This is a genomic window from Mycobacterium lehmannii, assembly GCF_002245535.1.
GTDB lineage: Bacteria > Actinomycetota > Actinomycetes > Mycobacteriales > Mycobacteriaceae > Mycobacterium > Mycobacterium lehmannii.
Genome location: NZ_NKCN01000021.1, coordinates 57,636 through 79,186, shown reverse-complemented (window position 1 = coordinate 79,186; position 21,551 = coordinate 57,636). Strand labels below are relative to the sequence as shown.

The following is a 21,551-nucleotide window of genomic DNA, read 5'->3' as shown; positions in this document are numbered from 1 at the left end:
CCGGCTACAGCTTGCGCAAGCGCAGCCGGTTGATCGAGTGGTCGGCGTCCTTGCGCAAGACCAGCGTCGCCCGCGGCCGGGTCGGCAGGATGTTCTCGATCAGGTTCGGCCGGTTGATCGAATGCCAGATGTCGCTGGCGGCGAACACGGCCTGCTCGTCGGTGAGTGTGGCGTAGTGGTGGAAGTGCGAGGCCGGGTCGGCGAACGCCGTCGTGCGCAAGCCGAGGAACCGATCGATGTACCACTTCTCGATATCGTCGATGCGAGCGTCGACGTAGACCGAGAAGTCGAACAGGTCAGACACCATCAACGTCGGCCCGGTCTGCAGCACGTTGAGGCCCTCGAGGATCAGGATGTCCGGATGCCGGACGATCTGCTTCTCACCGGGCACGATGTCGTAGAGCAGATGCGAGTACACCGGCGCGCACGCGTACTCCGCGCCGGACTTGACCGTCGTCACGAACCGCATCAGCGCACGACGGTCGTAGCTTTCTGGAAAACCCTTGCGGCCCATCAGGTTTCGTCGTACCAGTTCGGCGTTGGGGTAGAGGAACCCGTCGGTGGTCACCAGGTCGACGCGCGGGTGATGCTCCCAGCGCGCCAGAAGTGCCTGCAGCACACGGGCCGTCGTGGACTTGCCGACCGCGACGCTGCCCGCGACGCCGATCACGAACGGCACCGGCCGGTCGGGCTGAGAGTCGCCGTCTGAGTCGCCGCCCAGGAACTCGGCGGTCGTCGCGAACAACCGCTGGCGCGCGGCGACCTGGAGGTGGATCAGCCGGGCCAGTGGCAGATAGACCTCTTCGACTTCGAGCAGGTCGATCTTCTCGCCGATACCGCGCAGCTTCTTCAGCTCGTCCTCGGTGAGTTTCAGCGGCGTCGACATACGCAGGTTCCGCCACTGACTCCGGTCGAACTCCACATATGGGCTGGGTTCACTCAGCCGCGCCATGCGCCCAGTCTTGCATTTACGGTTGAGATCATGGACGCCAGCACCTCAGATTCGTTGGTCCGCGAGTATCTGCTGCTCGGGCTGCGCTTCGACCGGGTGGAGGAGGGTTACGTCGACTCGTTCACCGGCGACCCGGCGCTGCGCCGTGCCGTCGCCGCCGAACCAAGGCCGGTTCCCGCGGACCTGGCACAGCAAGCCGACCGGCTGCTGGGGCAGTTGACCTCGGTCGACGGGCTGGAGCGGGCGCGTGTGGACTACATCGGCGCCCACCTGCGGGCGCTGGCGTGTGCGGGCCGCAAATTCGCCGGTGAAGACGTGGGCTTCGTCGACGAGGTCGAGGCGTACTTCGACGTGCGCATCACCAAAGGGGACCCCGAGCGGTACCGGCAGGCCCATCGCCAGCTCGACGAAGTGCTGAGCGGGTCTGGACCGCTCGCCGACCGGATGCAGGCCTACCGCGCGGCCGAGGAGATTCCGCCTGCGCGCCTCGAAGAGTGCATCCACGCATTCTCCAGCGCGTTGCGCGACCGCGTGCGCGCCGAGTATCCGCTGCCCGACTCGGAGACCATCACCTACGAGGTCGTCACCGACAAGCCGTGGTCGGGTTTCAACTACTACCACGGGGATTACAAGTCCACGGTGGCCGTCAACGCCGACCTCAAGCAGCAGATGTCGAACCTGCCCCGGCTGGTCGCGCACGAGTCGTATCCGGGACACCACACCGAGCACTGCCGCAAGGAGGCCGGCCTGGTCGAGGGCAGGGGACAGGCTGAGCAGACCATCTTCCTGGTCAACACCCCGCAGTGCCTGATGGCAGAGGGCTTGGCCGACCTCGCGCTGTACGCGGCGAGCGGGCCCGAATGGGGTGTGTGGGCCGGCGAGATCTACGCCGACCTGGGGCTGCGGTTCGACGGGGAGCGCGCCCAGGCGGTGTCGGAGGCGACGGCGGCACTGGCCGAGGTGCGCCAGGACGCGGCCCTGATGCTGCACGACGAGCACCGCGACGTCGACGACGTCGTCGCCTTCCTCAAGCAGTGGCTGCTGGTCAACGACCAACGCGCCCGCCAGATGCTGCGGTTCCTGTCGTCGCCGCTGTGGCGCGCCTACACCAGCACCTACGTCGAGGGGTACCGGCTGCTGCGGGGCTGGCTGGATGAACGCCCCGACGAGGTCAGCCTGACCCAGCGGTTCGGCACGCTGCTCGACGAGCCGTTGATCCCGTCGTCGCTGCGGGCCGCCTGAGCCCGAGCCGCCGCCTGAGCCTGAGCCGCCTGAGCCTGACCCGCCGCCGAACGTGGGTTACCGTCACGCCGACGGCGGGTGTGGCGTGTGTCAATCCCACAGTCGGCGGCCCAGGTATGGGCATCGAGCGCCCAGGTGCGGAAAGTAGGCTGAACCCCATGACTGCAGACCCCGTGACCTCCAACGCTGCCGCTCCCGGTGCCGAGTACGCCGAGACCGCGAGTGCCGCCTACCGGGCCGCGTTGCAGGTGATCGAATCGGTGGAGCCGCGCATCGCGGCGGCGACCCGTAAAGAGCTTGCCGATCAACGGGACTCGCTCAAGCTCATCGCCAGCGAGAACTACGCCTCGCCTGCCGTGCTGCTGACGATGGGTTCCTGGTTCTCCGACAAGTACGCCGAGGGCACGATCGGGCACCGGTTCTACGCGGGCTGCCAGAACGTCGACACCGTCGAAAGTCTCGCCGCCGAACACGCCCGTGAGCTGTTCGGAGCGCCGTATGCCTACGTCCAGCCGCACTCCGGCATCGACGCCAACCTCGTTGCCTTCTGGGCGATCCTGGCCACCCGGGTCGAAGCGCCCGAACTGGCGGCCCTCGGCGCCAAGCACGTAAACGACCTGTCCGAGGCGGACTGGGAGAAGCTGCGCAACAAGCTCGGCAACCAGCGGCTATTGGGGATGTCGCTGGACGCGGGCGGCCACCTGACCCACGGTTTCCGGCCCAACATCTCCGGCAAGATGTTCCACCAGCGCAGCTACGGCACAGACCCGAACACCGGATTCCTCGACTACGGCGCGGTGGCCGACGCCGCCCGCGAGTTCAAGCCGTTGATCATCGTGGCCGGATACTCGGCCTATCCGCGTCGGGTCGACTTCGCCAAGATGCGTGAGATCGCCGACGAGGTCGGCGCCACGCTGATGGTCGACATGGCGCACTTCGCGGGTCTGGTCGCGGGCAAGGTGTTCACCGGTGACGAGGACCCGGTACCGCACGCCCACGTCACCACCACGACCACCCACAAGTCGCTGCGCGGACCGCGCGGCGGGATGGTGCTCGCCCAGCCCGAGTACTCCGACGCCGTCGACAAGGGCTGCCCGATGGTGCTGGGCGGTCCGCTCTCACACGTGATGGCCGCCAAAGCGGTCGCGCTGGCCGAGGCCCGCCAACCGGCATTCCAGGCGTACGCGCAGCGCGTCGCCGACAACGCCCAGGCGCTTGCCGACGGTTTCCTCAAGCGTGACGCCCAGCTGGTCACCGGCGGCACCGACAACCACATCGTGCTGCTCGACGTCACGTCGTTCGGGCTGACCGGGCGCCAGGCCGAGTCGGCGCTGCTCGACGCGGGCATCGTCACCAACCGCAACTCCGTACCCGCAGACCCCAACGGCGCCTGGTACACCAGCGGCATCCGGCTGGGCACTCCCGCGCTGACCACCCGGGGATTCGGGGCCGACGACTTCGACCGTGTCGCCGACCTGATCGTGGACGTGCTGTCCAACACCGAACAGCAGGGCACTTCGAAGGCCAAGTACACGCTGGCCGACGGCACCGCCGAGCGCGTTCACGCCGCCTCTGCCGAGCTGCTGGCGGCCAACCCCCTGTATCCGCGGCTCACGCTGTAGCCCCCGCGGCACGCCGGTCGGGAATTTTACGATTCCCACAGAATTGAGTTACTGTAACCGCATGGCACAGAAACCTGTACCGAATGCGCTGATCCTCGAACTCGAGCCGGTCGTGCAGCAGGAGCTGCGTCGTCACATCGACAGCGAGGATCTCTGGTACGCGCACGACTACGTGCCGTTCGACCAGGGCGAGAACTTCGCTTTTCTCGGCGGTAAGGACTGGGACCCCTCGCAGGTGACCCTGCCCAAGGACGTCACCGACGCGCTCGAGATCCTGCTCATCACCAAGGACAACCTGGCCGGCTTCCACCGCGAGTTCGTCTTCAGCTTCATCCTCGAAGAGAAGTGGGGCCGCTGGATCGGCCGGTGGACCGCCGAGGAGCACCTGCACGCGATCGCGTTGCGCAACTACCTCGTCGTCACCCGGGAGATCGACCCGGCCGCCAACGAAGACGTCCGCGTCGAACACGTGATGAAGGGCTACCGCGCCGACACCTACAGCCAGGTCGAGCGGCTGGTGTTCATGGCCTTCTTCGAACGTGCCCACGCCGTCTTCTGCCGCAACCTCGAGGCCAAGATCACCGAGCCGGTGCTCAAGAACCTCATCGGCCGCATCGCCAAGGACGAGGAGCGGCACGAGGAGTTCTTCGCCAACCTGGTCGCCCACCTGCTGTCCACGAGCCGTGACGAAACCGTCGACGCCATCGCGCGACGCGCGGCCGAACTCGACGTGGTCGGCGGCGACATCGACGCTTACGCCGACAAGGTGCGCAACGTCGCCGAGGCCGGGATTTTCGGATCCGAGCAACTGCGTCAGGTGACCGCCGACCGGATCGCCGCGTGGGGGCTTGCCGACGAGCCGAAGATGCGGGAGTTCACCTCCGCGTAGCCGCCCGCTCATCGCCGCGGACGAGCAGCGGCGAACACTACGGCGCGCCTGCACGGCGCATGTGCCGCAACGGGAGTAGCGTCGTTTGCGATGGCTAGCGACGTGCTTTGCTGTCCGGGCGGTACCCGATCGTTGCGATCACGAGAGGGCCGGCCCCGGCCCTGGTGCCGCAGTGTCCGCCGACGGTTCGCGGGGGACCCGCGGATACCAGGAGCGCTACGTGATCGATTCGCCTCTCCGGACCTACGTGCTCGACACCTCCGTGCTGTTGTCAGATCCCTGGGCCTGCACGCGCTTTGCCGAGCATGAGGTCGTGGTCCCGCTGGTCGTCATCAGCGAGCTCGAAGCCAAGCGACACCATCATGAGCTGGGCTGGTTCGCGCGTCAGGCCCTGCGGCTCTTCGACGATCTGCGGCTCGAACACGGCCGACTCGATCAGCCGATTCCCGTTGGTACACAAGGTGGTTCGCTGCATGTCGAGCTGAATCACAGCGACCCTTCCGTGCTTCCCGCCGGTTTCCGCACCGACAGCAACGATGCGCGGATCCTGACCGTCGCGGCCAACCTCGCCGCCGAGGGCAAGCACGTCACGTTGGTCAGCAAGGACATCCCGCTACGCGTGAAAGCCGGTGCGGTCGGGTTGTCGGCCGACGAGTACCACGCCCAGGACGTCATTACCTCCGGGTGGACGGGTATGGCCGAGGTCGAGGTCGTCTCCGATGAGATCGACGTGCTGTTCTCCGAAGGCGAGATCGAACTGGAGTCGGCCCGAGATCTGCCGTGCCACACCGGCATTCGCCTGCTCGGTGGTACGTCGCACGCGCTTGGCCGGGTGACGCCGGAGAAGCGGGTGCAGTTGGTGCGCGGTGACCGGGAGGCGTTCGGGTTGCGCGGCCGCTCCGCCGAACAGCGGGTGGCACTGGACCTGTTGCTCGATGAGTCGGTCGGCATCGTTTCGCTCGGCGGCAAGGCCGGCACCGGCAAGTCGGCGCTGGCACTGTGCGCGGGATTGGAAGCCGTGCTGGAGCGCCGCACGCAACGCAAGGTCGTGGTGTTCCGTCCGCTCTACGCGGTCGGCGGACAGGACCTGGGCTACCTGCCGGGCAGCGAGAGCGACAAGATGGGGCCCTGGGCACAGGCGGTCTTCGACACGCTGGAAGGACTGGCCAGCCCGGCGGTGCTCGAGGAGGTGCTCTCGCGCGGCATGCTCGAGGTGCTGCCGCTGACCCATATCCGGGGGCGCTCGCTGCACGACTCGTTCGTGATCGTCGACGAGGCGCAGTCGCTCGAGCGCAACGTGCTGTTGACCGTGCTGTCACGTCTCGGCGCCGGTTCCCGTGTGGTGCTGACCCACGATGTGGCCCAGCGGGACAACCTGCGAGTCGGCAGGCATGACGGCGTCGCGGCGGTGATCGAGAAACTCAAGGGCCACCCCTTGTTCGCTCACATCACGCTGTTGCGCAGCGAGCGCTCGCCGATCGCGGCGCTGGTGACCGAGATGCTCGAGGAGATCAGCCCCGGCGCGCTGCCGTGAACTCCGCTAGCGGAGACGATTGCGACGGGCCAGGTACCAACCGGCGGCCGCCGCACCGCTGAGCGCCACCACCCGGTCGGCGCGATCGCCGCGCGGCAGGTCCAGTAGCGAAACCAGGCCCAGCACCGCGAACCCGGTGTCCAGGGCCGGCTTGCTGGTGGCGGTCGTGACCAGGGTGTTGTCGCCGTGGTCGGTCAGCGTTGCGGGAGATTCGTCGAGACGCACCGGTTCTCCAGTCGATGGTGGCGGACAGCGTTACGACGGTAAGTCCTGTGACCCGACCGGAGGAATAGGGTGTTTCCCTATGTGTGGTCCCCTTTTTGGGGCCCGCTCGGCCGCCCGACATGTCGACCCAGTTCAGCCCGCGACTTGATTCCCAGCTTGCGGTAGATGCGCGCGAGGTTGGCTTCGACGGTCTTGGGGCTGATGAACAGCGCGGCCGCGACGTCCCGGTTCTTCATTCCGCTCGCCACGAGTTCTGCAACCCGTTGTTCGGACGGTGTCAGTTGCCCGCTGCGCTGAGGTCCGGCGCTCGCCCGCGAGAACTCCGCGCGGGACTTTGCCGCCCAGAGCGGGATGTTGAGATGCTCGAAGACCTCGAGGGCCTCCTGAAGATGTGCCGACGCCGATTCCTTCTTGCGTTGCCTGCGTTCAATCTGACCGAGGGTCAGCAGGGTCCGTGCGCGCTCGAACGGCATCGGCAGACGGCGATGGGTGGCCATCGCCCGCTGCGCAGCGTCGTGGGCGGCGTCGAGGTCGCCGCGCGCTGCCAGCAGCACGGCGCGCGATCGCGCACCGACCGCGAGCATCCAGTCCCGGTTCGTCCTGCGCCCGTTGTTCTCCAGCGCGGCGGTGAGCCGTTCCGCCTCATCGAGGCGGTCGAGATGGATCAGCGCCTCGATCGCGTCGGGCAGGTAGGCGGCATTGGGCAGTTCGGTCGGAGTGCTGTCGGGGTCGAACTGGAAGAGCATCGATTGCAGCGCGGCTGCCGCGGCTTCGTAGTCTCCCAGCGAGACCTCGAGAAACCCGAGGGTCGCCCGGACCCGGTCGGCCATGCGCAATGTGCCGGTCTGCCTTGCACATTCGAGGGCATCCTCGATCGCCCTGCGGGCGGTTTCCTCGTGGCCGGCGAACGCGGCCAGCTGGGCCCGCAAGCTCTGGGTCAGGAACTGCGAGGTGTTGCCCCCGAGTTGTCGGGCCTTCTCCACGGCGTCCTCGGCGACCAGGTTGGCCGTGACGAAGTCACCGCGCGCGATCGCGTTCGTCACCACGTGCTGGGAGACGAAGACGTGCTCGCCCTCCTCGCCCTTCTCCAGGCACCGCGCACAGATCTTGTCCACGACACCGCGCGCTTCGTCGAGCCGGCCGGTCCACTCCAGCAGCAGGGCTTGTTGCATGGTGGGCCGGAAGACCAGCGGTGTGTACGCCTCGGGGTCCTCGAGCTGCAGCGCGCGCTGCAAGGTCTCCTCGTCGTAACCGTGGCCGGCGGCGAACCGCAGTATGACCAGCATCCCCAGCGCGATGCTGAGCAGGTGCGGCTGGTCGAGGGGCTCGGCGTTCGCGACGGCCTGCGCGGCGGTGTCCAGGCCCTGCTGCAATTGGTTGGCGTGAAAAAGCGTGTACGACAACGTGATCAAGGTCTGAACGCGCAGCGCGTGGTTGTCGTGCGCCTCGTCGAGGGCCTCGCGAAGCAGCCGAGCGCTCTCGATGAATCCGTCCCCGTACAGGCGCACCACCGCCAGTCGGCTCAACGCTTCGGCGCGCAGCGCACCGGTGGGCAGCTGTTCGATGGCTTCGGCGAGGACGGCCGCCGCGCGTTCCTGTTCTCCGGCGTCGAAGTGGTGCAGTGCCGAGCGAAGCCGCCGCTCCGCGGTATCGCCGCCGAGGCTGATGGCCAGGTCCATCAGTTCGGCCGCCGCCGCGGGCGCACCGCGCATCCGCGCCGATTCTGCCGCCCTGTCGAGGGCATCCAGCGTGACCTCGTCGCCTTTGGTGGCCGCCAGCGCCAGATGTCGGGCCCGAAGTTCGGGTTCGTCGACGATCTCGGCGAGCCGACGGTGCATCGACCGGCGGCGGCCGGGGGACGCCTCGGTGTAGACCCCGCTGGCCAGCAACGGATGTGCGAACCGGATCCGGTTGCCGTCGATAGCGATGATGCCCTTGCTCTCGGCGATCTCGAGCAGTTCGACCAGCCGGTCCTCGTCGTTCGTCGTCGCCTTCGATACGAGCTCGACCGTCGGTGCGGCAAGGCACGAGGCGGCCAGCAGGGCGTCGTGGACATCGGTGTCGAGGCTGCCGAGCCTCGTGCGCACCACCTCGGTCAGGGTGCGAGGCAGCGACGCGTCGATGCCCGGGGCCCGTTCATCGAGGGAACGGGCCAATTCGATTGCGTAGAACGGGTTCCCGCCCGACACCTGGTGGATCCGGCCGATGGTGGGGCGTGAGAAGGGTCGTCGCAGCCGTGTGGAGACCGCCCGATGCAGATCCTGGACGTTCAACGGGCGCAGCCGGATTCGATTCACCGCGTCGGGGCGCGATAACTGCAGCCAGTCGTCTACCGCACGGTCGTCGGATTCGGTACGCAGGCTGGCCAGTAGACCGGTACGCCCCGTGAGTCTGCGCACCGCGAAGGCGAACACGTGCTTGCTCGACGGGTCGAGCCACTGCAAATCGTCGATGGCCAGCAGGACGGGGCGGTCCTCGCTGAGCCGTTCGACCACCGAAAGGAACGCGGCGGCCACGGCACGCTGATCGGTCACCGCGTCGTTGTCCGCGCGCAGCAGCACCTGGTCGACCGCGAGGAGTTGCGGCGTCGGCAGGTCGGCCCACGCGCGCGTGTCGGCCTCCTCGAGCAGGTCGGCCAGCGCTGTGTAGGCGAGCACCGACTCCGCGGCCGCCGGTCGGGTCGACAGGACGTGAAATCCGCGCTGTTGCGCCTGCTCGACCGCGGCCAGCCACAGCGTGGTCTTGCCGATCCCGGGTTCACCGTCGATCAGTAGGGCCGACGGGCCCAGCGCCATCGCGTCCAGGAAGGCAGCGACGGCGTGCTGATGTGTCGACTGGCCGATCACGGTATCCCCTGGGTCCCCTCGCGTCTCCCAAGAATTGCAGCTGAGCCGGAAACGGGCGACACCTCTATACCCCTCGGCGGCCGGACTGACCCATAACCCGGGTTAGTTCGGCCCGGGACCGGATGTCGAGCTTGCGGTACACCCGCGCAAGGGTGGCCTCGACGGTCTTTGCGCTGAGAAAGAGTTCACCGGCCACGTCGCGATTCGTCAGGCCGACGGCGGCCAGCTCGGCGATGCGCAACTCGGCGGCGGTCAACGCGTCCGGCCTCGACGCGGCGGAACGGAGTTCGTCTCGCGAGGATTTCGCACGCTCCGCCCATACCGGCGTGCCGATGGCCTCGAACGTCACCAGCGCCTCGTTCAGCGTCGAAGCGGCCTGCCGGTCGCGCAGTCTGGCCTGCAACTGCCCGAGCAGCAGCTGGGTACGAGCGCGTTCGAACGGCATCGCCAACCGGTGATGGTCCTCGAGCGCGCGGCGCGCACAGCTCGCGGCGTCGCGCAGATCGCCCTCGGCCGCGTGAAGCATGGCGCGGCACCGCCCGCCCACCGCCAGCATCCACGCCCGGTCGAGGCGACGGCCGTTGCGTTCCAGTGCGGCCACCAGCGGTTCCGCTTCGGTCGCGCGGCCCAGCTCGACCAGTGCCTCCACCGCATCGGGTATGAACTCCGCGGCTTGAATCTCGGTGGACTCCGGTGCGAATCGCGACACCAGCGGGTCGAGGAACTCCATTGCCGCACCGTAGTTTCCGAGTGATACCTCGAGAAATCCGAGCGCCGACAGCGCCCAGTCCTCGTGCCACGCGGTGCCGCTGCGTCGGCAGGCATCGATCGCGTCCGCCGCGGCCAGGCGGGCCTTGCTCTCTGCGCCGTCGTAGGCGGCCAGCCAGGCCTGTAGCACCAGGCTGAGCATCGCGGGGAACTCGCCACCGAGTTGCCTTGCGAGAGCAGAAACTTCGTGGGCCACCCGCTTGGCCTCGGGGAAGTCCGCGCGCCAGATCCGGGTCAACGCGACGTAGAAGTCGACGAAGACGACTTCGCCTTCCTCGCCGCGGTCGGTGCAGCGGCGCGAGATCTCCCGCATGCGCTCATAGGCGGTGTCGAGGTCACCGGTGCAGGCCAGCATCAAAGCGTCTTCGACGCTCGGCCGCAGCATGATCGGCGTGAAGGTTTCGGTGTCTTCGAGTTCGAGGGCGCGGCGCATGCTCGCATCGTCCACGCCGCCGCCGAGGAAGAACTGGATCGTCGCCCGGACCCCGAGTGCGAGGCTGAGCAGGCCGGGGATACCGACCTGTTCGGTGTAGGCCACCGACTCCTCGGCCCGGAGCCAGGCCGACGCATGGTCACCGGTCATGTAGAGGCCGTACGCCAACGTGGTCAGCATGACCGCCTTCGCCGGGCCCTCGGTCGCGTCCTCGAGCGCCGTCGTGAGCAGTTCGACCGCTTCGGTGTAGCCGTCGTCGACGAACCGCACGACCGCGAGCATGTGCCGCGCTTCAGCGCGTATCGGTCCCGGCGCCAGATCGCCGACCACCCCCTCCAGCAGCGCGCGTGCCCTGGACGGATCCCCGCCGTCAAAGCAGTACGCCGCCAACCGCATTCGTCGCTCGGCGGTATCACCGCCAAGTGCGATGGCGAGCTCGATCAACTCCGCGGCGGCGACGGGCGCACCTCGCGCGTGAGCGGAGGTCGCCGCCCGCTCGAGCGCGCTGACAGTGGCGTCGTCACCGACGGTCGCGGCGAGCGCCAGGTGGCGTGCCTGCAATTCGGGCTCGTCGACGAAGCCGGCGAGCCTGTGGTGCATCCGCCTGCGGTCCTCGGCGGCGACGCCGGTATACACACCGGTGGCCAGTAGCGGGTGGGTGAACCGGATCCGGCTGCCCTCGATGACGACGACGCCGCGCTGTTCGGCGGTCTCGAGCAACTCGACCGCCCGCTCGTGTTCGGTGCCGACTGCGGCGGCCACCAGATCGACCGAGGGGTTGGCCACCGAGGCGGCGGCCAGGAGTGCGTCCATCGTCTCGGGATTCAGTCCGCTGAGCCGGGCTTCCACCACGGCGGCCAGCGTGTCCGGCAGCGGAACTTCCGGCCTGCCGTCGGCGACCTTGGCCAGTTCGATCGCATAGAAGGGATTGCCACCGGAGATCTGGTGGATGCGGGCCAGCTTCGCACGCGGCAGCGGATGCTCGAGGTGTTGTGTGACCACGGCGTGGAGCATGCGGGACGTCAACGGCTGCAGTGAGATTCGTTGGGTGGCATCCGGGCGCCGCAGCTGCAGCCAGGTGTAGCCCTCTGTGCCGTCGGTGCGCAGGGTGCCCAGCACGCCCACCGGCCCGGAGAGCCGACGTGCGGTGTAGGACAACACATGCGAGCTGGACGGGTCGACGCACTGCACGTCGTCGATCGCCAGCAGCAGCGGTCGTCGGGAAGCGAGGCCCTCGACGACCGACAGGAATGCCGCCGCGACGGCGCGCCGGTCGGTGGGTGCGGCATCGGCGCCGTCGTCGCGGCGGATCCGTTCGATGGCGCTGCGCTGGGCGGCGGGCAGGTCACCGAACTCGGCGGCGTCGACGTCGGCGAGCAGTTCGGTCAACGTCGCGTAGGCGAGCACCGATTCGGTGCTCGGGTTCCTGGCCGACAGCACACGGAAACCACGGCTGCGGGCGCGCTCGGACGTCGCCTGCCACAGCGTGGTCTTACCGATCCCGGGCTCGCCCTCGATCAACAGAGCCGACGGCGCATGCGAAGCGGACTGGAGGAAGTCCGCTACCGCCTTCTCCTCTTCCGGTCGGTCCGCCAGGTACGACGGAGAACGAAAGCCCTTAGCGCTCGTCGTCTTTCACCTTGGCCATCGCCAACACGTCGAGGCGCTTGTCCAGTTCCTCCTCGGACAGCTTGTCGCCGATCAGGCCTCGATCGATGACGGTCTGACGGATGGTCTTCTTCTCCTTGAGCGCCTGCTTGGCGACCGCGGCGGCCTCTTCGTAGCCGATCGCCGAGTTCAGCGGCGTGACGATCGACGGTGACGACTCGGCCAGCTCGCGGAGCCGCTCCTCGTTGGCCACCAGGCCGTCGATGCAGCGCTCGGCGAACAACTTCGACGAGTTGGTCAGGATCTTGAACGACTCGAGGATGTTGCGGGCCATCATCGGGATGTACACGTTCAGCTCGAAGGCGCCGTTGCCGCCGCCCCACGCGATCGCGGCGTCGTTACCGATCACCTGCGCGGCCACCTGCGTGATGGCCTCGGGAATGACCGGGTTCACCTTGCCCGGCATGATCGAGCTGCCCGGCTGAAGATCGGGCAACTGAAGCTCGCCGAGCCCGGTCAGCGGTCCCGAGCCCATCCACCGGATGTCGTTGGCGATCTTGGTCAGCGACACGGCGATGGTGCGCAGCGCGCCCGAGGCCTCGACCAGCCCGTCGCGGGCCGCCTGAGCCTCGAAATGGTTGGCGGCAACCTGTAATTCGGCCAGGCCGGTCTGCTCGCGCAGCACGGCGACGACACGCTCGTCGAAGTCGTCAGGCGCGTTGAGGCCGGTGCCCACCGCGGTGCCGCCGATGGCCAGTTCGCCGAGCCTCGGGAGCGTGGCCTTCACCCGCTCTATGCCGGCTTCGACCTGGCGGGCATAGCCGCTGAACTCCTGGCCCAGCGTCACCGGCACGGCGTCCATCAGGTGGGTGCGCCCGGACTTGACGACGGTACGCCACTGCCGCGCCTTGGTGGCCAGCGACTCGTGCAGTACCTCGAGTGCCGGGATCAGGTGGCGCACAGCGGCTTCGGTCGCAGCGATGTGGGTTGCGGTCGGGAAGGTGTCGTTCGACGACTGCGACATGTTGACATCGTCGTTGGGGTGCACGGTCACGCCGTTGCGCCCCGCGATGCCGGCGATCACCTCGTTGGTGTTCATGTTCGAGCTGGTGCCCGAACCGGTTTGGAACACGTCGATGGGGAATTGGTCGTCGTGCTGACCGTCGGCGATCTCACCGGCCGCGGCGATGATCGCGTCGGCCTTGTCCGCCGCGAGCAGGCCGAGGTCCTTGTTGACCTGTGCGCAGGCACCTTTCAGCAATCCCAGCGCCCGGATCTGGGTGCGCTCGAGGCCGCGGCCGGAGATCGGGAAGTTCTCCACCGCGCGCTGAGTCTGCGCGCGCCACAGCGCGTTGACCGGCACCCGGACCTCGCCCATGGTGTCGTGCTCGATGCGGTACTCGGTCTCGGCTGCGCTGTCGGAGTCGACGCTCATGAATGTCCTTACTTCTCTTGTGATTACGGCAGCGGGTAGACGGCGTTGGTGTCGCCGGTGAAGTCGATCGCGGAGTACTCGCTGAGTTTGGACAGCCGGTGGTACGCCTCGATCATCCGAACGGTGCCCGATTTCGAGCGCATCACGATCGACTGCGTGGTGCACCCGCCGCTGTAGAAGTGCACGCCCTTGAGCAGGTCACCGTCGGTGACGCCGGTGGCGCAGAAAAAGACGTTGTCGCCGGAGACCAGATCCTCGGTGGTCAGCACGCGGTCGAGGTCGTGGCCGCGGTCGATGGCCTTCTGCCGTTCCTCGTCGTCCTTGGGCGCCAACTGGCCCTGGATGGCGCCGCCCATGCACCGGATCGCGGCCGCGGCGATGATCCCTTCCGGCGTGCCGCCGATACCGGCCAACATGTCGGTGCTGGTGTTGGGGCGGCACGCCGAGATCGCGCCTGCGACGTCGCCGTCGGTGATCAGCCGGCACCGCGCGCCGGCCTCCCGCACATCGGCGATCAACTGCTGATGGCGCGGCCGGTCCAGGATGCACACGGTCAGATCGGAGACCGACACGTTCTTCGCCTTGGCCACCCGGCGGATGTTCTCCCCGATCGGGGCGGTGATGTCGATCGCGTCGACGGCCTCGGGTCCGACCGCGATCTTGCTCATGTAGAACACCGCCGACGGGTCGAACATGGTGCCGCGCTCGGAGACCGCCAGCACCGAGATGGCGTTGGAAAGGCCTTTACTCATCAGCGTGGTGCCGTCGATGGGGTCCACGGCGAAGTCGCATTCCGGTCCGTCCCCGTTGCCGACCTCTTCGCCGTTGTAGAGCATCGGCGCGTTGTCCTTCTCGCCCTCGCCGATCACCACCACGCCGCGCATCGACACCGAGTTGACCAGCTCGCGCATGGCGTCGACGGCCGCCCCGTCGCCGCCCTCCTTGTCACCGCGGCCCACCCAGCGGCCTGCGGCCATGGCGCCTGCCTCGGTTACTCGGACGAGCTCGAGCGCGAGATTTCGATCTGGGGCTTCACCACGGGTCGGACTCATGGCCCAGATTGTCCCATTAGCCGGTCCGCGTTCGGGAGCTGGGATACTGGCGGAGTGACCTCGCAACCGGCTCCTGCACCCAAGCCCGCCAAGTCGAGGCTGTTGCATGACGGCCGGGACATGTTCTGGTCGATGGCCCCGTTGGTGCTCGCCTGCATCGTGCTGGCCGGGATGCTGGGGATGTGCTCGTTCCAGGGCGCGGGGCCCGGCGCCGGTCCGGTCCCGTCCTTCGACGCCCCCGCGGCGTTACGTGCCGATGCCGAGGCGCTGAAGATCCCGATCCGGATCCCGCAACTGCCCGAGGGCTGGCAGTCGAACTCGGGTAGCCGCAACGGCATCGAGGCCGGTCGCACGGACCCCACGGGGCAGACCCTGCGTGCCGTCAGCTCCACCGTCGGTTATCTCGCACCCAGCGGGATGTATGTGAGCCTGACCCAGAGCAATGCCGACGAGGAGAAGCTGGTCTCCTCGCTCGACTCCGATGTCGTGCCCACCGGGGTTCAGGACGTCGACGGTGTGATTTGGGTGGTCTACGGCGGCGACGACGACGGCAAGCCCGCCGAACCGGTGTGGACGACGCGTCTGGCCGGCCCCACCGGGCCGGCGCAGATAGCGCTGACCGGCGCCGCGGATACCGGCGACTTTCGTACGCTTGCGGCGGCGACGCAGACCGCGGCGCCCCTGCCGGTCCCGTAGGAGCACGATTGACTCGTTCGACGAGATTGCACCCACGCAGACCGCGTCCCGCACTTTCTCTGCATGGTTTCAATCTCGCGTAACGAGCGAACTGGAGAAGCGCCCATGACCGCACCGGACCCCGATGTCGCCGCCGGGGCGGCTCCGGAAGCCGATGTCGCCGCCGGGGCGGCTCCGGACCCTGATGTCGCCGCCGGGGCGGCTCCGGACCCTGATGTCGCCGCCGGGGCGGCTCCGGAAGCCGACCTCACCGGGTGGGCCCCCGCGCCCTTCACCGCGGCCGGTTACACCCACGACGTCTACCGCAAGGGCGAGGGCCCCGGTGTGGTGCTCATCCCCGAGATGCCCGGCGTGCACCCCGGCGTCCTTGCGCTCGGCAATCACCTCGTGGAGTCCGGGTTCACCGTCGCGATTCCGTCGTTGTTCGGCACGCCCGGTGCGCCGCCGATGCGCCCCGGCATGGTGCCGGTCATGCTGCGCGGGTGCGTGGCCAAGGAATTCGCCGCATTCGCCACCAACGCCGACCGCCCCGTCGCGCACTACCTGCGCGCACTGGCCCGCGACCTCAACGCGCAGACGCCGGGCAAGGGGGTCGGAGTCATCGGCCAGTGCTTCACCGGCGGCTTCGCCCTGGCCGCCGCCGTCGACGACAGCGTTCTCGCGCCGGTGCTGAGCCAGCCGTCGCTGCCGTTGCCGCTGACACCGAAGCAGCGCAGAGACCCTGGCCTGTCCGAGGCCGAGCTGAAGGTCGTCGAGCGCCGCGCCGCCGACGAAGGGTTGTGCGCGCTGGGTTTGCGTTTCAGCAAGGATCCGCTGGTGCCTGCGGAGCGCTTCAAAACGCTCAAGGACCGGCTCGGCGACGCGTTCGAGGTGATCGAGATCGACTCGGGCAAGGGCAACGAACACGGCTTCGGCGCGATGGCTCACTCGGTGTTGACGTTGGAACTGCGTCACCAGGAAGGGCATCCGACCGACGCGGCCCTCAAGCGCGTGGTCGCGTTCCTCAGGGAGCGGCTGGTTTAGGTTTCGGGTCGGCTGGGGTTTTGGCCCGCGCCTCCTTGATGCGACGGCCCAACCACCAGAACGGGTTTCGGCGTTTGGGTTTCTCGTCGGCCGAGTCGGGCCTGCGCATCGGCACGCCCTTGTACTCCTCGAGGTAGACGCTGATCGTGGTGACGATGACGATCATCAGCACCGGTCCGATCACGATGCCCCACGCGCCGAACATGCTGATTCCGGCGAACACGGCGAGCAGCATCAGCGCGGCGTCCAGACGGGCCTCGCGCGGCACCAGGATGGGCCGCAGGAAGTTGTCGATGTTGGTGACCACGATCAGGTGGAACAGGATCACGAACGCGCCGCCGAAGATGTTGCCGAACAGGATCATTCCGATACCGAACGGGATCGTGACGATACCGCTGCCCAACGGGATGACCGACAGCGCCGACAGCAGCACCGCGAACAAGAAGAAACCCTGATGGAAGCCCGCCAGGTAGATCGACGCGGCCCCCGCGACGCCCTGGCACACCGCGATGACGAACTGGCCCATCACGGTGCCCTTCACCATCGCGCCCATCTTCTCCATGTAGACGTCGGTGATCCCCTCGCCGAGGGGGTTGAGCTGGCGGATTATCGCCACCACGCGTTCGCGGTTCGTCAGTAGCGACACGAACACGTACACGAACAGGATCATGGCGGTGACGGCGCCGAACAGGCCGCCGGCGGCGCCCTGCAGCAGGCCGAGCAACCACTGGCCGGCCTCCTGAGCGACCCGAGCCATCGAACTCTGCAGCGACTCCGGGGTGACCGTGGTGTCGATGTAAGGCACGCGGCGCAACAGGTCGTTGACGAACTGCAGCGCCCGATCGCCGAGCGCGGACAGGTCGGTGCGGCCGACCCACTCGGCCACCCGCTCCACCATGGTCGAGATCTGCACGACCGCGAGCGTGACGAACAGGCTCAGCGGCACGATCACCGCGGCGAATGCGGCGAGCAAGGTCAGCGTCGCCGACAGCCCCCGGCCCATCTTCTTGTTGAGCCACGCGTACAGCGGTGAGAACAGGTAGGCGCCCACCGCTGCCACCACGATGAGGATGAAGAAGCCGCGCAGGAAGTACGCGCCGAACGCGACCGCGATGACCGTCGCAACTGCCAGCGCACGACGTTGCGGCAGCGAGAACTCGGTACTCATTGCCGCTATGTCTACAGCGTGTCGGACCTGGCTTGCGCTTGTTTGGCGCGTTGGTCGGCGATGAACCGCATCGACACCCGGTTCATCAGGGTCGGCGCGAGACGCGCAAACATCCACTGGGCATGCGCGACGCGAGGTTTGACCAGGATCGGCTTGTTCTTCTCGACCGCGCGCAGCACGTCGCGGGCCAACCGGTCCGCGTCATAGGGCTTGCCGCCCTGGGCCTGCAGGAAGTAATCGCGGCCGACGAAACCGCCGACCGAACCCTTGTCGAGGATCGGCGTCTCGACGGCAGCGGGGCACACCGCGAGCACCCCGACGCCGCGTGCGGCAGCCTCCGAGCGCAGCGCCAGGCTGAGCCCTACGACCGCGTGCTTGGTCATCACGTAGCTGGTGACCTGCCCGGCCGCCGTCAGACCCGCCATCGACGCGGTGTTGACGATGTGGCCGTGCCCCTGGCGCACCATCAACGGATAGGCCGCCGCCACCCCGTGCACCACGCCGCGGATGTTGACGTCGATGATCGCGTTCCACTGGTCCAGGGTCAGCAGTTCGGTGTCGCCGCCCCAGACGATCCCGGCGTTGTTGAACATCAGGTCTAGACGTCCGGCCCGGTTCACCACATCGTCGACGGCGGCCTGTACCGCCGCGGAGTCGGTCACGTCGAGGCGGGCGGCGCGGGCCCTACCGCCGAAACCGGCCGCGGTGCGTTCGGCCGCGTCGCCGTCGACGTCGGTGCACACCACCTCGGCGCCCGCGTCGACCAGTGCTCGGCACAGTGCGGCGCCGATACCGGAACCGCCGCCGGTGACCAGGGCCTGTTTGCCACTGAACATCTTCACGTCGCGAGCCTCATGACGTGCCCCATCACATCGGGATAGCGCTTCATGTGTGCACCGCCGTTGAGGTCGAGCACCTCGCCGGTCAGCCACGACGCCTTCGGCGAGCACAGGTACAGCACCGCTTCGGCGATGTCCTCGGGCGTGCCCGCGCGGCCCAGCGCGGTGTTCTCGACGTACTCCTCGACGACGCCGGGGACGGCCGCCGCCGGCGCGGTCAACGGCGTGTGCACGAAGCCGGGTGCGACGGCGTTCACGCGGATGCCGCGTGGCCCCCACTCGAGCGCGGCGACCTGGGTGAGCATCGACAGCCCCGCCTTGGCGGCGCAGTAGGCGCTCATCCCCGCGGCGGGCTGGCGCCCGTTGAGCGAGCTGATCGACACCAGTGCGCCGCCCTCGCGCAGCACCCGGCCTGCGTGCTTGGCGACGATGAACGCCCCGTTGAGGCAGACGTCGATGACCGCTCGGAAGTCCTCCACGGCGAGGTCGGTGATCATCCCGACGTTGCTGAACCCCGCGCAGTTGACGACGACGTCCAGCGGCCCGGTTTGGTCGAACAGCGCATGCACGGAGGCCTCGTCGGTGACCTCGACGTGCGCGGCGGTGTGCGGGTCGCCCAGTTCGGCAGCGCGTTGGCGGGCGCCGTCGACGTCGCGGTCGGCAAGCGTGACGCGGTCGCCTTCCGCGGCCAGTGCGCGCGCCGTCGCCAAGCCGATGCCCGACGCCGCGCCGATCACCACCGTTTCCCTGGCCGATGGCCCGTTGCTCATACAGTTGCCCTTTCGACGGAGTAGAACGTGTTTCAACTTAGCGCTTTGACACACTCGACCGGTGAGCGATCTGAAGATGAGCGAGTCGATTCACGTGGCCGCAGACCCGCACCGGTTGTATGAAATGGTGTCGGACGTGACGCGGATAGGCGAGTGGAGTCCGATCTGCCGCGCCTGCTGGTGGGACGAGGGCGACGGTCCGCGGGTCGGCGCATGGTTCACCGGCCGCAACGAGACACCCGAACGCACATGGGAGACCCGCTCGCAGGTCGTCGCGGCCGAACCCGGGCGCGAGTTCGCGTGGGAGGTCAACGACGGCTGGGTGTACTGGGGCTACCGCTTCGAGCCGGTCGACGGCGGAACACGGCTCACCGAATCCTGGGAGCTTCTTCCCAAGGGCGTCAATGGGTTTCGTGAGCGGTTCGGGGCGACGGCCGACGCGGAGATCGACAAGCGCCGCGAAGCCGCCCGCACCGGGATTCCTGCGACGCTGGCGGCGATCAAGGCCGCAGCCGAAACCGGTTGATTCGCCCGGGGGATGCTTCCGCGTCGACTTCTGCAGCAGGGTTGTCTACGCGGCGATTTCACAACCCTCACGCAGAAATGGATGGAGCCAGTCAGCGTTTGACGCAGCGAAACCCGATGTGGCTCATCCCCGTGTCGACGGGCTGGGGCCGGCGCGCCGCAGGGCGGTAGCGGCGGCAGTAGGAGTCGGCGCATAGGAAGGAACCGCCCTTCACCACTCGGCGCGGCACACGGAATTGTGGCTGCTGCGGGTCGTAACTGTCCTCTGCGCAACAAGCTGATTGTGACGGGTCCTCGGCATACCAGTCGGTCGTCCATTCCCAGACATTGCCCGCCATGTCGAACAGACCGTAGCCGTTGGGCGGGAACGTACCCACGGATGTCGTTCGGCCATAGCCTTTTTCCGGCCGCCACGGAAAGTCGCCGTGCCAGTAGTTGGCCAGCGGTCGTCCGGGTTGTTCGGGCTCGTCACCCCAGGTGAACTCCGCGCCGTGCAGTCCGCCCCGTGCTGCCGTCTCCCATTCGGTCTCGGTCGGCAGCGCCATTTCCGCCCACTCCGCGTACGCCTCGGCGTCCTCGTAGGCCACATGTGCGACGGGGTGGTCGGAGCGTCTACCGATGGACGACAGCGGTCCGACAGGATGACGCCACGAGGCGCCCGGTGTCCACGTCCACCACTGACCGAGGTGACGTAGGTCGACCGGACCCGGTGTACGGGTGAAGACCATTGATCCCGGCTCGAGATTCTCCCGCGGGGCGCCCGGATAATCGGCGGGGTTCAACGGACGTTCCGCAACCGTGAGATACCCGGTGGCGGAGACGAACTCGGTGAACTGGTCGTTGGTGACCTGACGCGCCATCATCCAGAACCCCTCGACATCGACCTGACGTACCGGTGCCTCCTCCGGGTAATGGCAGTCGGAGCCGAGCACGGCGGTCTGCGCCGGGATCCATACGAGCTCGGTCATCACCCCTCCGGCTTCTGTTGTGCAACCAGATCGCGAACTAGCGGCTGGACAGCGGCGAGCGCGATCTGGACGCACACTAGGCGAAGACCCTGGTCCAGTCGTTGCGCATACTGACGACGATCCAGCCGTCGCTGTCGGCCCGCGCGAGGGCCTTCTCAGCACCGGCGGTGTAGGCGAACTCGCGATCGGGGTCGTCGTGCAGGACGAGCAATCGAAGCCCGCGGGCGAACTCGAGCATCTCGATGTCGCCGTTGGAGTTCCCGGCGGCAAGAATCGGTCGGCGGCCCGTACGCCCCCAGATTCGTACCGGTTTCACCGGCCCGTCGTCCAGAAATTCCGGCCGACTCGTGGTGCGCAGATCGCCATCGGAGAAGTCGAGACCCACCGAGCTGCCGATGACCCGCTCCGGTGGTATGCCGTAGAGCGCTTCGGTCACCGGCCGCATGAAGTCGCGACCACCGCCCGAGGCGATATAGGTGGTGAATTCCTTGTCCTCCAGGTACCGCAACAGCTCGATCATCGGGGTGTACCCGCATGCCGTGTACGGCCGACGCAGTGTCGGGTGTTCGGCGGTGGCGAAGAATGCCTTCACCCGATTCGCGTGCTCTTCGACCGTCAACCCCGCGAAGGCCGAGAGTATGCCGTCGGCAAGGTACTTCAGCTCTGAGTCGTCGCCGTTGTAGTGCCTGGTGACCGCGTCGCCGAACCATCCGAGGTCTCCGGCCGCGGCGGCACGGTACGGCTGCCGGTCGGCGAGTTCCGGGTCGGCGCGGGCTTGTTCGGCCAGGCGACGCACGAGGAAATCGAGTTGGATGTATGCCGGTTTCTCGCACCACAGCGTTCCGTCGTTGTCGAAGACCGCTACGCGTTCCTGGACGGGAACGACGTCGAGGGCGTGCTCGACGAAGTCGACGATCGCCGACTTGGCGGGCCCGTCGTTCCACGACTCGAGCATC

Annotated in this window: 18 protein-coding genes; 7 read left to right on the top strand and 11 right to left on the bottom strand. The window is 67.8% G+C overall.

The features are described from left to right. Positions 1-4 precede the first annotated feature (4 nt). On the bottom strand, positions 5-952 hold the full coding sequence (coaA, locus tag CEX87_RS20845; protein ID WP_064394962.1) for a type I pantothenate kinase: 948 nt from the start codon (positions 950-952) through the stop codon (positions 5-7). Between the two features lie 30 nt (positions 953-982). On the opposite strand from coaA, the gene CEX87_RS20840 reads away from it, so the two are divergent. From CEX87_RS20840 to CEX87_RS20825, 4 genes are all read left to right on the top strand, one after another. Then, positions 983-2,194: a DUF885 domain-containing protein gene (locus tag CEX87_RS20840; protein WP_094288922.1), complete on the top strand. Its 1,212-nt coding sequence runs from the start codon at positions 983-985 to the stop codon at positions 2,192-2,194. A 158-nt stretch (positions 2,195-2,352) separates the two neighbouring features. Next, positions 2,353-3,816, top strand: coding sequence for a glycine hydroxymethyltransferase (locus CEX87_RS20835; protein WP_094288920.1), 1,464 nt, complete (start codon positions 2,353-2,355; stop codon positions 3,814-3,816). 61 nt (positions 3,817-3,877) lie between these two features. Next, positions 3,878-4,705: an acyl-ACP desaturase gene (locus CEX87_RS20830; protein ID WP_064426937.1), complete on the top strand. Its 828-nt coding sequence runs from the start codon at positions 3,878-3,880 to the stop codon at positions 4,703-4,705. 220 nt (positions 4,706-4,925) lie between these two features. After that, positions 4,926-6,239, top strand: a complete 1,314-nt coding sequence (locus tag CEX87_RS20825; RefSeq protein ID WP_064395001.1) for a PhoH family protein — start codon at positions 4,926-4,928, stop codon at positions 6,237-6,239. 6 nt (positions 6,240-6,245) lie between these two features. Here the strand turns inward: CEX87_RS20825 and CEX87_RS20820 are convergent, their stop codons facing one another. The 5 genes from CEX87_RS20820 to glpX form a co-directional block, all read right to left on the bottom strand. Then, positions 6,246-6,464 (bottom strand): hypothetical protein, encoded by a 219-nt coding sequence (locus CEX87_RS20820; protein ID WP_066807925.1) that lies wholly within the window; start codon positions 6,462-6,464, stop codon positions 6,246-6,248. 77 nt (positions 6,465-6,541) lie between these two features. Then, positions 6,542-9,310, bottom strand: coding sequence for a helix-turn-helix transcriptional regulator (locus CEX87_RS20815; RefSeq protein ID WP_066807926.1), 2,769 nt, complete (start codon positions 9,308-9,310; stop codon positions 6,542-6,544). Positions 9,311-9,374: 64 nt separating this feature from the next. Further along, positions 9,375-12,107: an ATP-binding protein gene (locus CEX87_RS20810; RefSeq protein WP_068195367.1), complete on the bottom strand. Its 2,733-nt coding sequence runs from the start codon at positions 12,105-12,107 to the stop codon at positions 9,375-9,377. A gap of 22 nt (positions 12,108-12,129) precedes the next feature. After that, complete coding sequence (locus CEX87_RS20805) at positions 12,130-13,554, bottom strand: class II fumarate hydratase (protein ID WP_064394969.1); 1,425 nt, start codon at positions 13,552-13,554, stop codon at positions 12,130-12,132. Between the two features lie 23 nt (positions 13,555-13,577). Then, positions 13,578-14,606 (bottom strand): class II fructose-bisphosphatase, encoded by a 1,029-nt coding sequence (gene glpX, locus CEX87_RS20800; protein WP_064394970.1) that lies wholly within the window; start codon positions 14,604-14,606, stop codon positions 13,578-13,580. 54 nt (positions 14,607-14,660) lie between these two features. Between glpX and CEX87_RS20795 the strand changes: the two genes are divergently transcribed. Both CEX87_RS20795 and CEX87_RS20790 read left to right on the top strand, forming a co-directional pair. Next, positions 14,661-15,302 carry a DUF4245 domain-containing protein gene (locus CEX87_RS20795; protein WP_066807934.1) on the top strand — a complete coding sequence of 214 codons (642 nt, stop codon included), beginning with the start codon at positions 14,661-14,663 and terminating at the stop codon, positions 15,300-15,302. A 105-nt stretch (positions 15,303-15,407) separates the two neighbouring features. Further along, on the top strand, positions 15,408-16,325 hold the full coding sequence (locus CEX87_RS20790; protein WP_082962019.1) for a dienelactone hydrolase family protein: 918 nt from the start codon (positions 15,408-15,410) through the stop codon (positions 16,323-16,325). On the opposite strand, the gene CEX87_RS20785 is transcribed toward CEX87_RS20790, so the two are convergent. From CEX87_RS20785 to CEX87_RS20775, 3 genes are read right to left on the bottom strand one after another with little or no spacing between them, the layout of a single operon-like run. Then, positions 16,306-17,493 carry an AI-2E family transporter gene (locus CEX87_RS20785; RefSeq protein WP_064394973.1) on the bottom strand — a complete coding sequence of 396 codons (1,188 nt, stop codon included), beginning with the start codon at positions 17,491-17,493 and terminating at the stop codon, positions 16,306-16,308. The two genes, CEX87_RS20790 and CEX87_RS20785, sit on opposite strands and share 20 nt — an antisense overlap. 11 nt (positions 17,494-17,504) lie before the next feature. After that, the gene (locus CEX87_RS20780; protein ID WP_064395002.1) at positions 17,505-18,329 is read right to left on the bottom strand and encodes an SDR family oxidoreductase; all 825 of its coding nucleotides are present in this window, start codon (positions 18,327-18,329) and stop codon (positions 17,505-17,507) included. Positions 18,330-18,331: 2 nt separating this feature from the next. Continuing rightward, positions 18,332-19,102 carry an SDR family NAD(P)-dependent oxidoreductase gene (locus CEX87_RS20775; RefSeq protein WP_064394974.1) on the bottom strand — a complete coding sequence of 257 codons (771 nt, stop codon included), beginning with the start codon at positions 19,100-19,102 and terminating at the stop codon, positions 18,332-18,334. 76 nt (positions 19,103-19,178) lie between these two features. On the opposite strand from CEX87_RS20775, the gene CEX87_RS20770 reads away from it, so the two are divergent. Further along, positions 19,179-19,628 (top strand): SRPBCC family protein, encoded by a 450-nt coding sequence (locus CEX87_RS20770; protein WP_197505979.1) that lies wholly within the window; start codon positions 19,179-19,181, stop codon positions 19,626-19,628. A gap of 91 nt (positions 19,629-19,719) precedes the next feature. Here CEX87_RS20770 and CEX87_RS20765 read toward each other — a convergent pair whose 3' ends face one another. Together CEX87_RS20765 and CEX87_RS20760 are read right to left on the bottom strand one after the other, a co-directional pair. Continuing rightward, a complete protein-coding gene (locus CEX87_RS20765; protein WP_064420126.1) occupies positions 19,720-20,595 on the bottom strand; it encodes a formylglycine-generating enzyme family protein in 876 nt (291 codons plus the stop codon). A 76-nt stretch (positions 20,596-20,671) separates the two neighbouring features. After that, positions 20,672-21,550 (bottom strand): HAD family hydrolase, encoded by an 879-nt coding sequence (locus CEX87_RS20760; protein ID WP_064420127.1) that lies wholly within the window; start codon positions 21,548-21,550, stop codon positions 20,672-20,674. Position 21,551 lies beyond the last annotated feature (1 nt).

Excerpts from the sequence above, each read along its gene's own strand:
- coaA (WP_064394962.1), bottom strand. The coding sequence starts at position 952 with ATGGCGCGGCTGAGTGAACCCAGCCCATATGTGGAGTTCGACCGGAGT.
- CEX87_RS20840 (WP_094288922.1), top strand. The coding sequence starts at position 983 with ATGGACGCCAGCACCTCAGATTCGTTGGTCCGCGAGTATCTGCTGCTC.
- CEX87_RS20835 (WP_094288920.1), top strand. The coding sequence starts at position 2,353 with ATGACTGCAGACCCCGTGACCTCCAACGCTGCCGCTCCCGGTGCCGAG.
- CEX87_RS20830 (WP_064426937.1), top strand. The coding sequence starts at position 3,878 with ATGGCACAGAAACCTGTACCGAATGCGCTGATCCTCGAACTCGAGCCG.
- CEX87_RS20805 (WP_064394969.1), bottom strand. The coding sequence starts at position 13,554 with ATGAGCGTCGACTCCGACAGCGCAGCCGAGACCGAGTACCGCATCGAG.
- glpX (WP_064394970.1), bottom strand. The coding sequence starts at position 14,606 with ATGAGTCCGACCCGTGGTGAAGCCCCAGATCGAAATCTCGCGCTCGAG.
- CEX87_RS20790 (WP_082962019.1), top strand. The coding sequence starts at position 15,408 with ATGACCGCACCGGACCCCGATGTCGCCGCCGGGGCGGCTCCGGAAGCC.
- CEX87_RS20785 (WP_064394973.1), bottom strand. The coding sequence starts at position 17,493 with ATGAGTACCGAGTTCTCGCTGCCGCAACGTCGTGCGCTGGCAGTTGCG.
- CEX87_RS20780 (WP_064395002.1), bottom strand. The coding sequence starts at position 18,329 with ATGTTCAGTGGCAAACAGGCCCTGGTCACCGGCGGCGGTTCCGGTATC.
- CEX87_RS20775 (WP_064394974.1), bottom strand. The coding sequence starts at position 19,102 with ATGAGCAACGGGCCATCGGCCAGGGAAACGGTGGTGATCGGCGCGGCG.
- CEX87_RS20770 (WP_197505979.1), top strand. The coding sequence starts at position 19,179 with ATGAGCGAGTCGATTCACGTGGCCGCAGACCCGCACCGGTTGTATGAA.
- CEX87_RS20765 (WP_064420126.1), bottom strand. The coding sequence starts at position 20,595 with ATGACCGAGCTCGTATGGATCCCGGCGCAGACCGCCGTGCTCGGCTCC.
- CEX87_RS20760 (WP_064420127.1), bottom strand. The coding sequence starts at position 21,550 with ATGCTCGAGTCGTGGAACGACGGGCCCGCCAAGTCGGCGATCGTCGAC.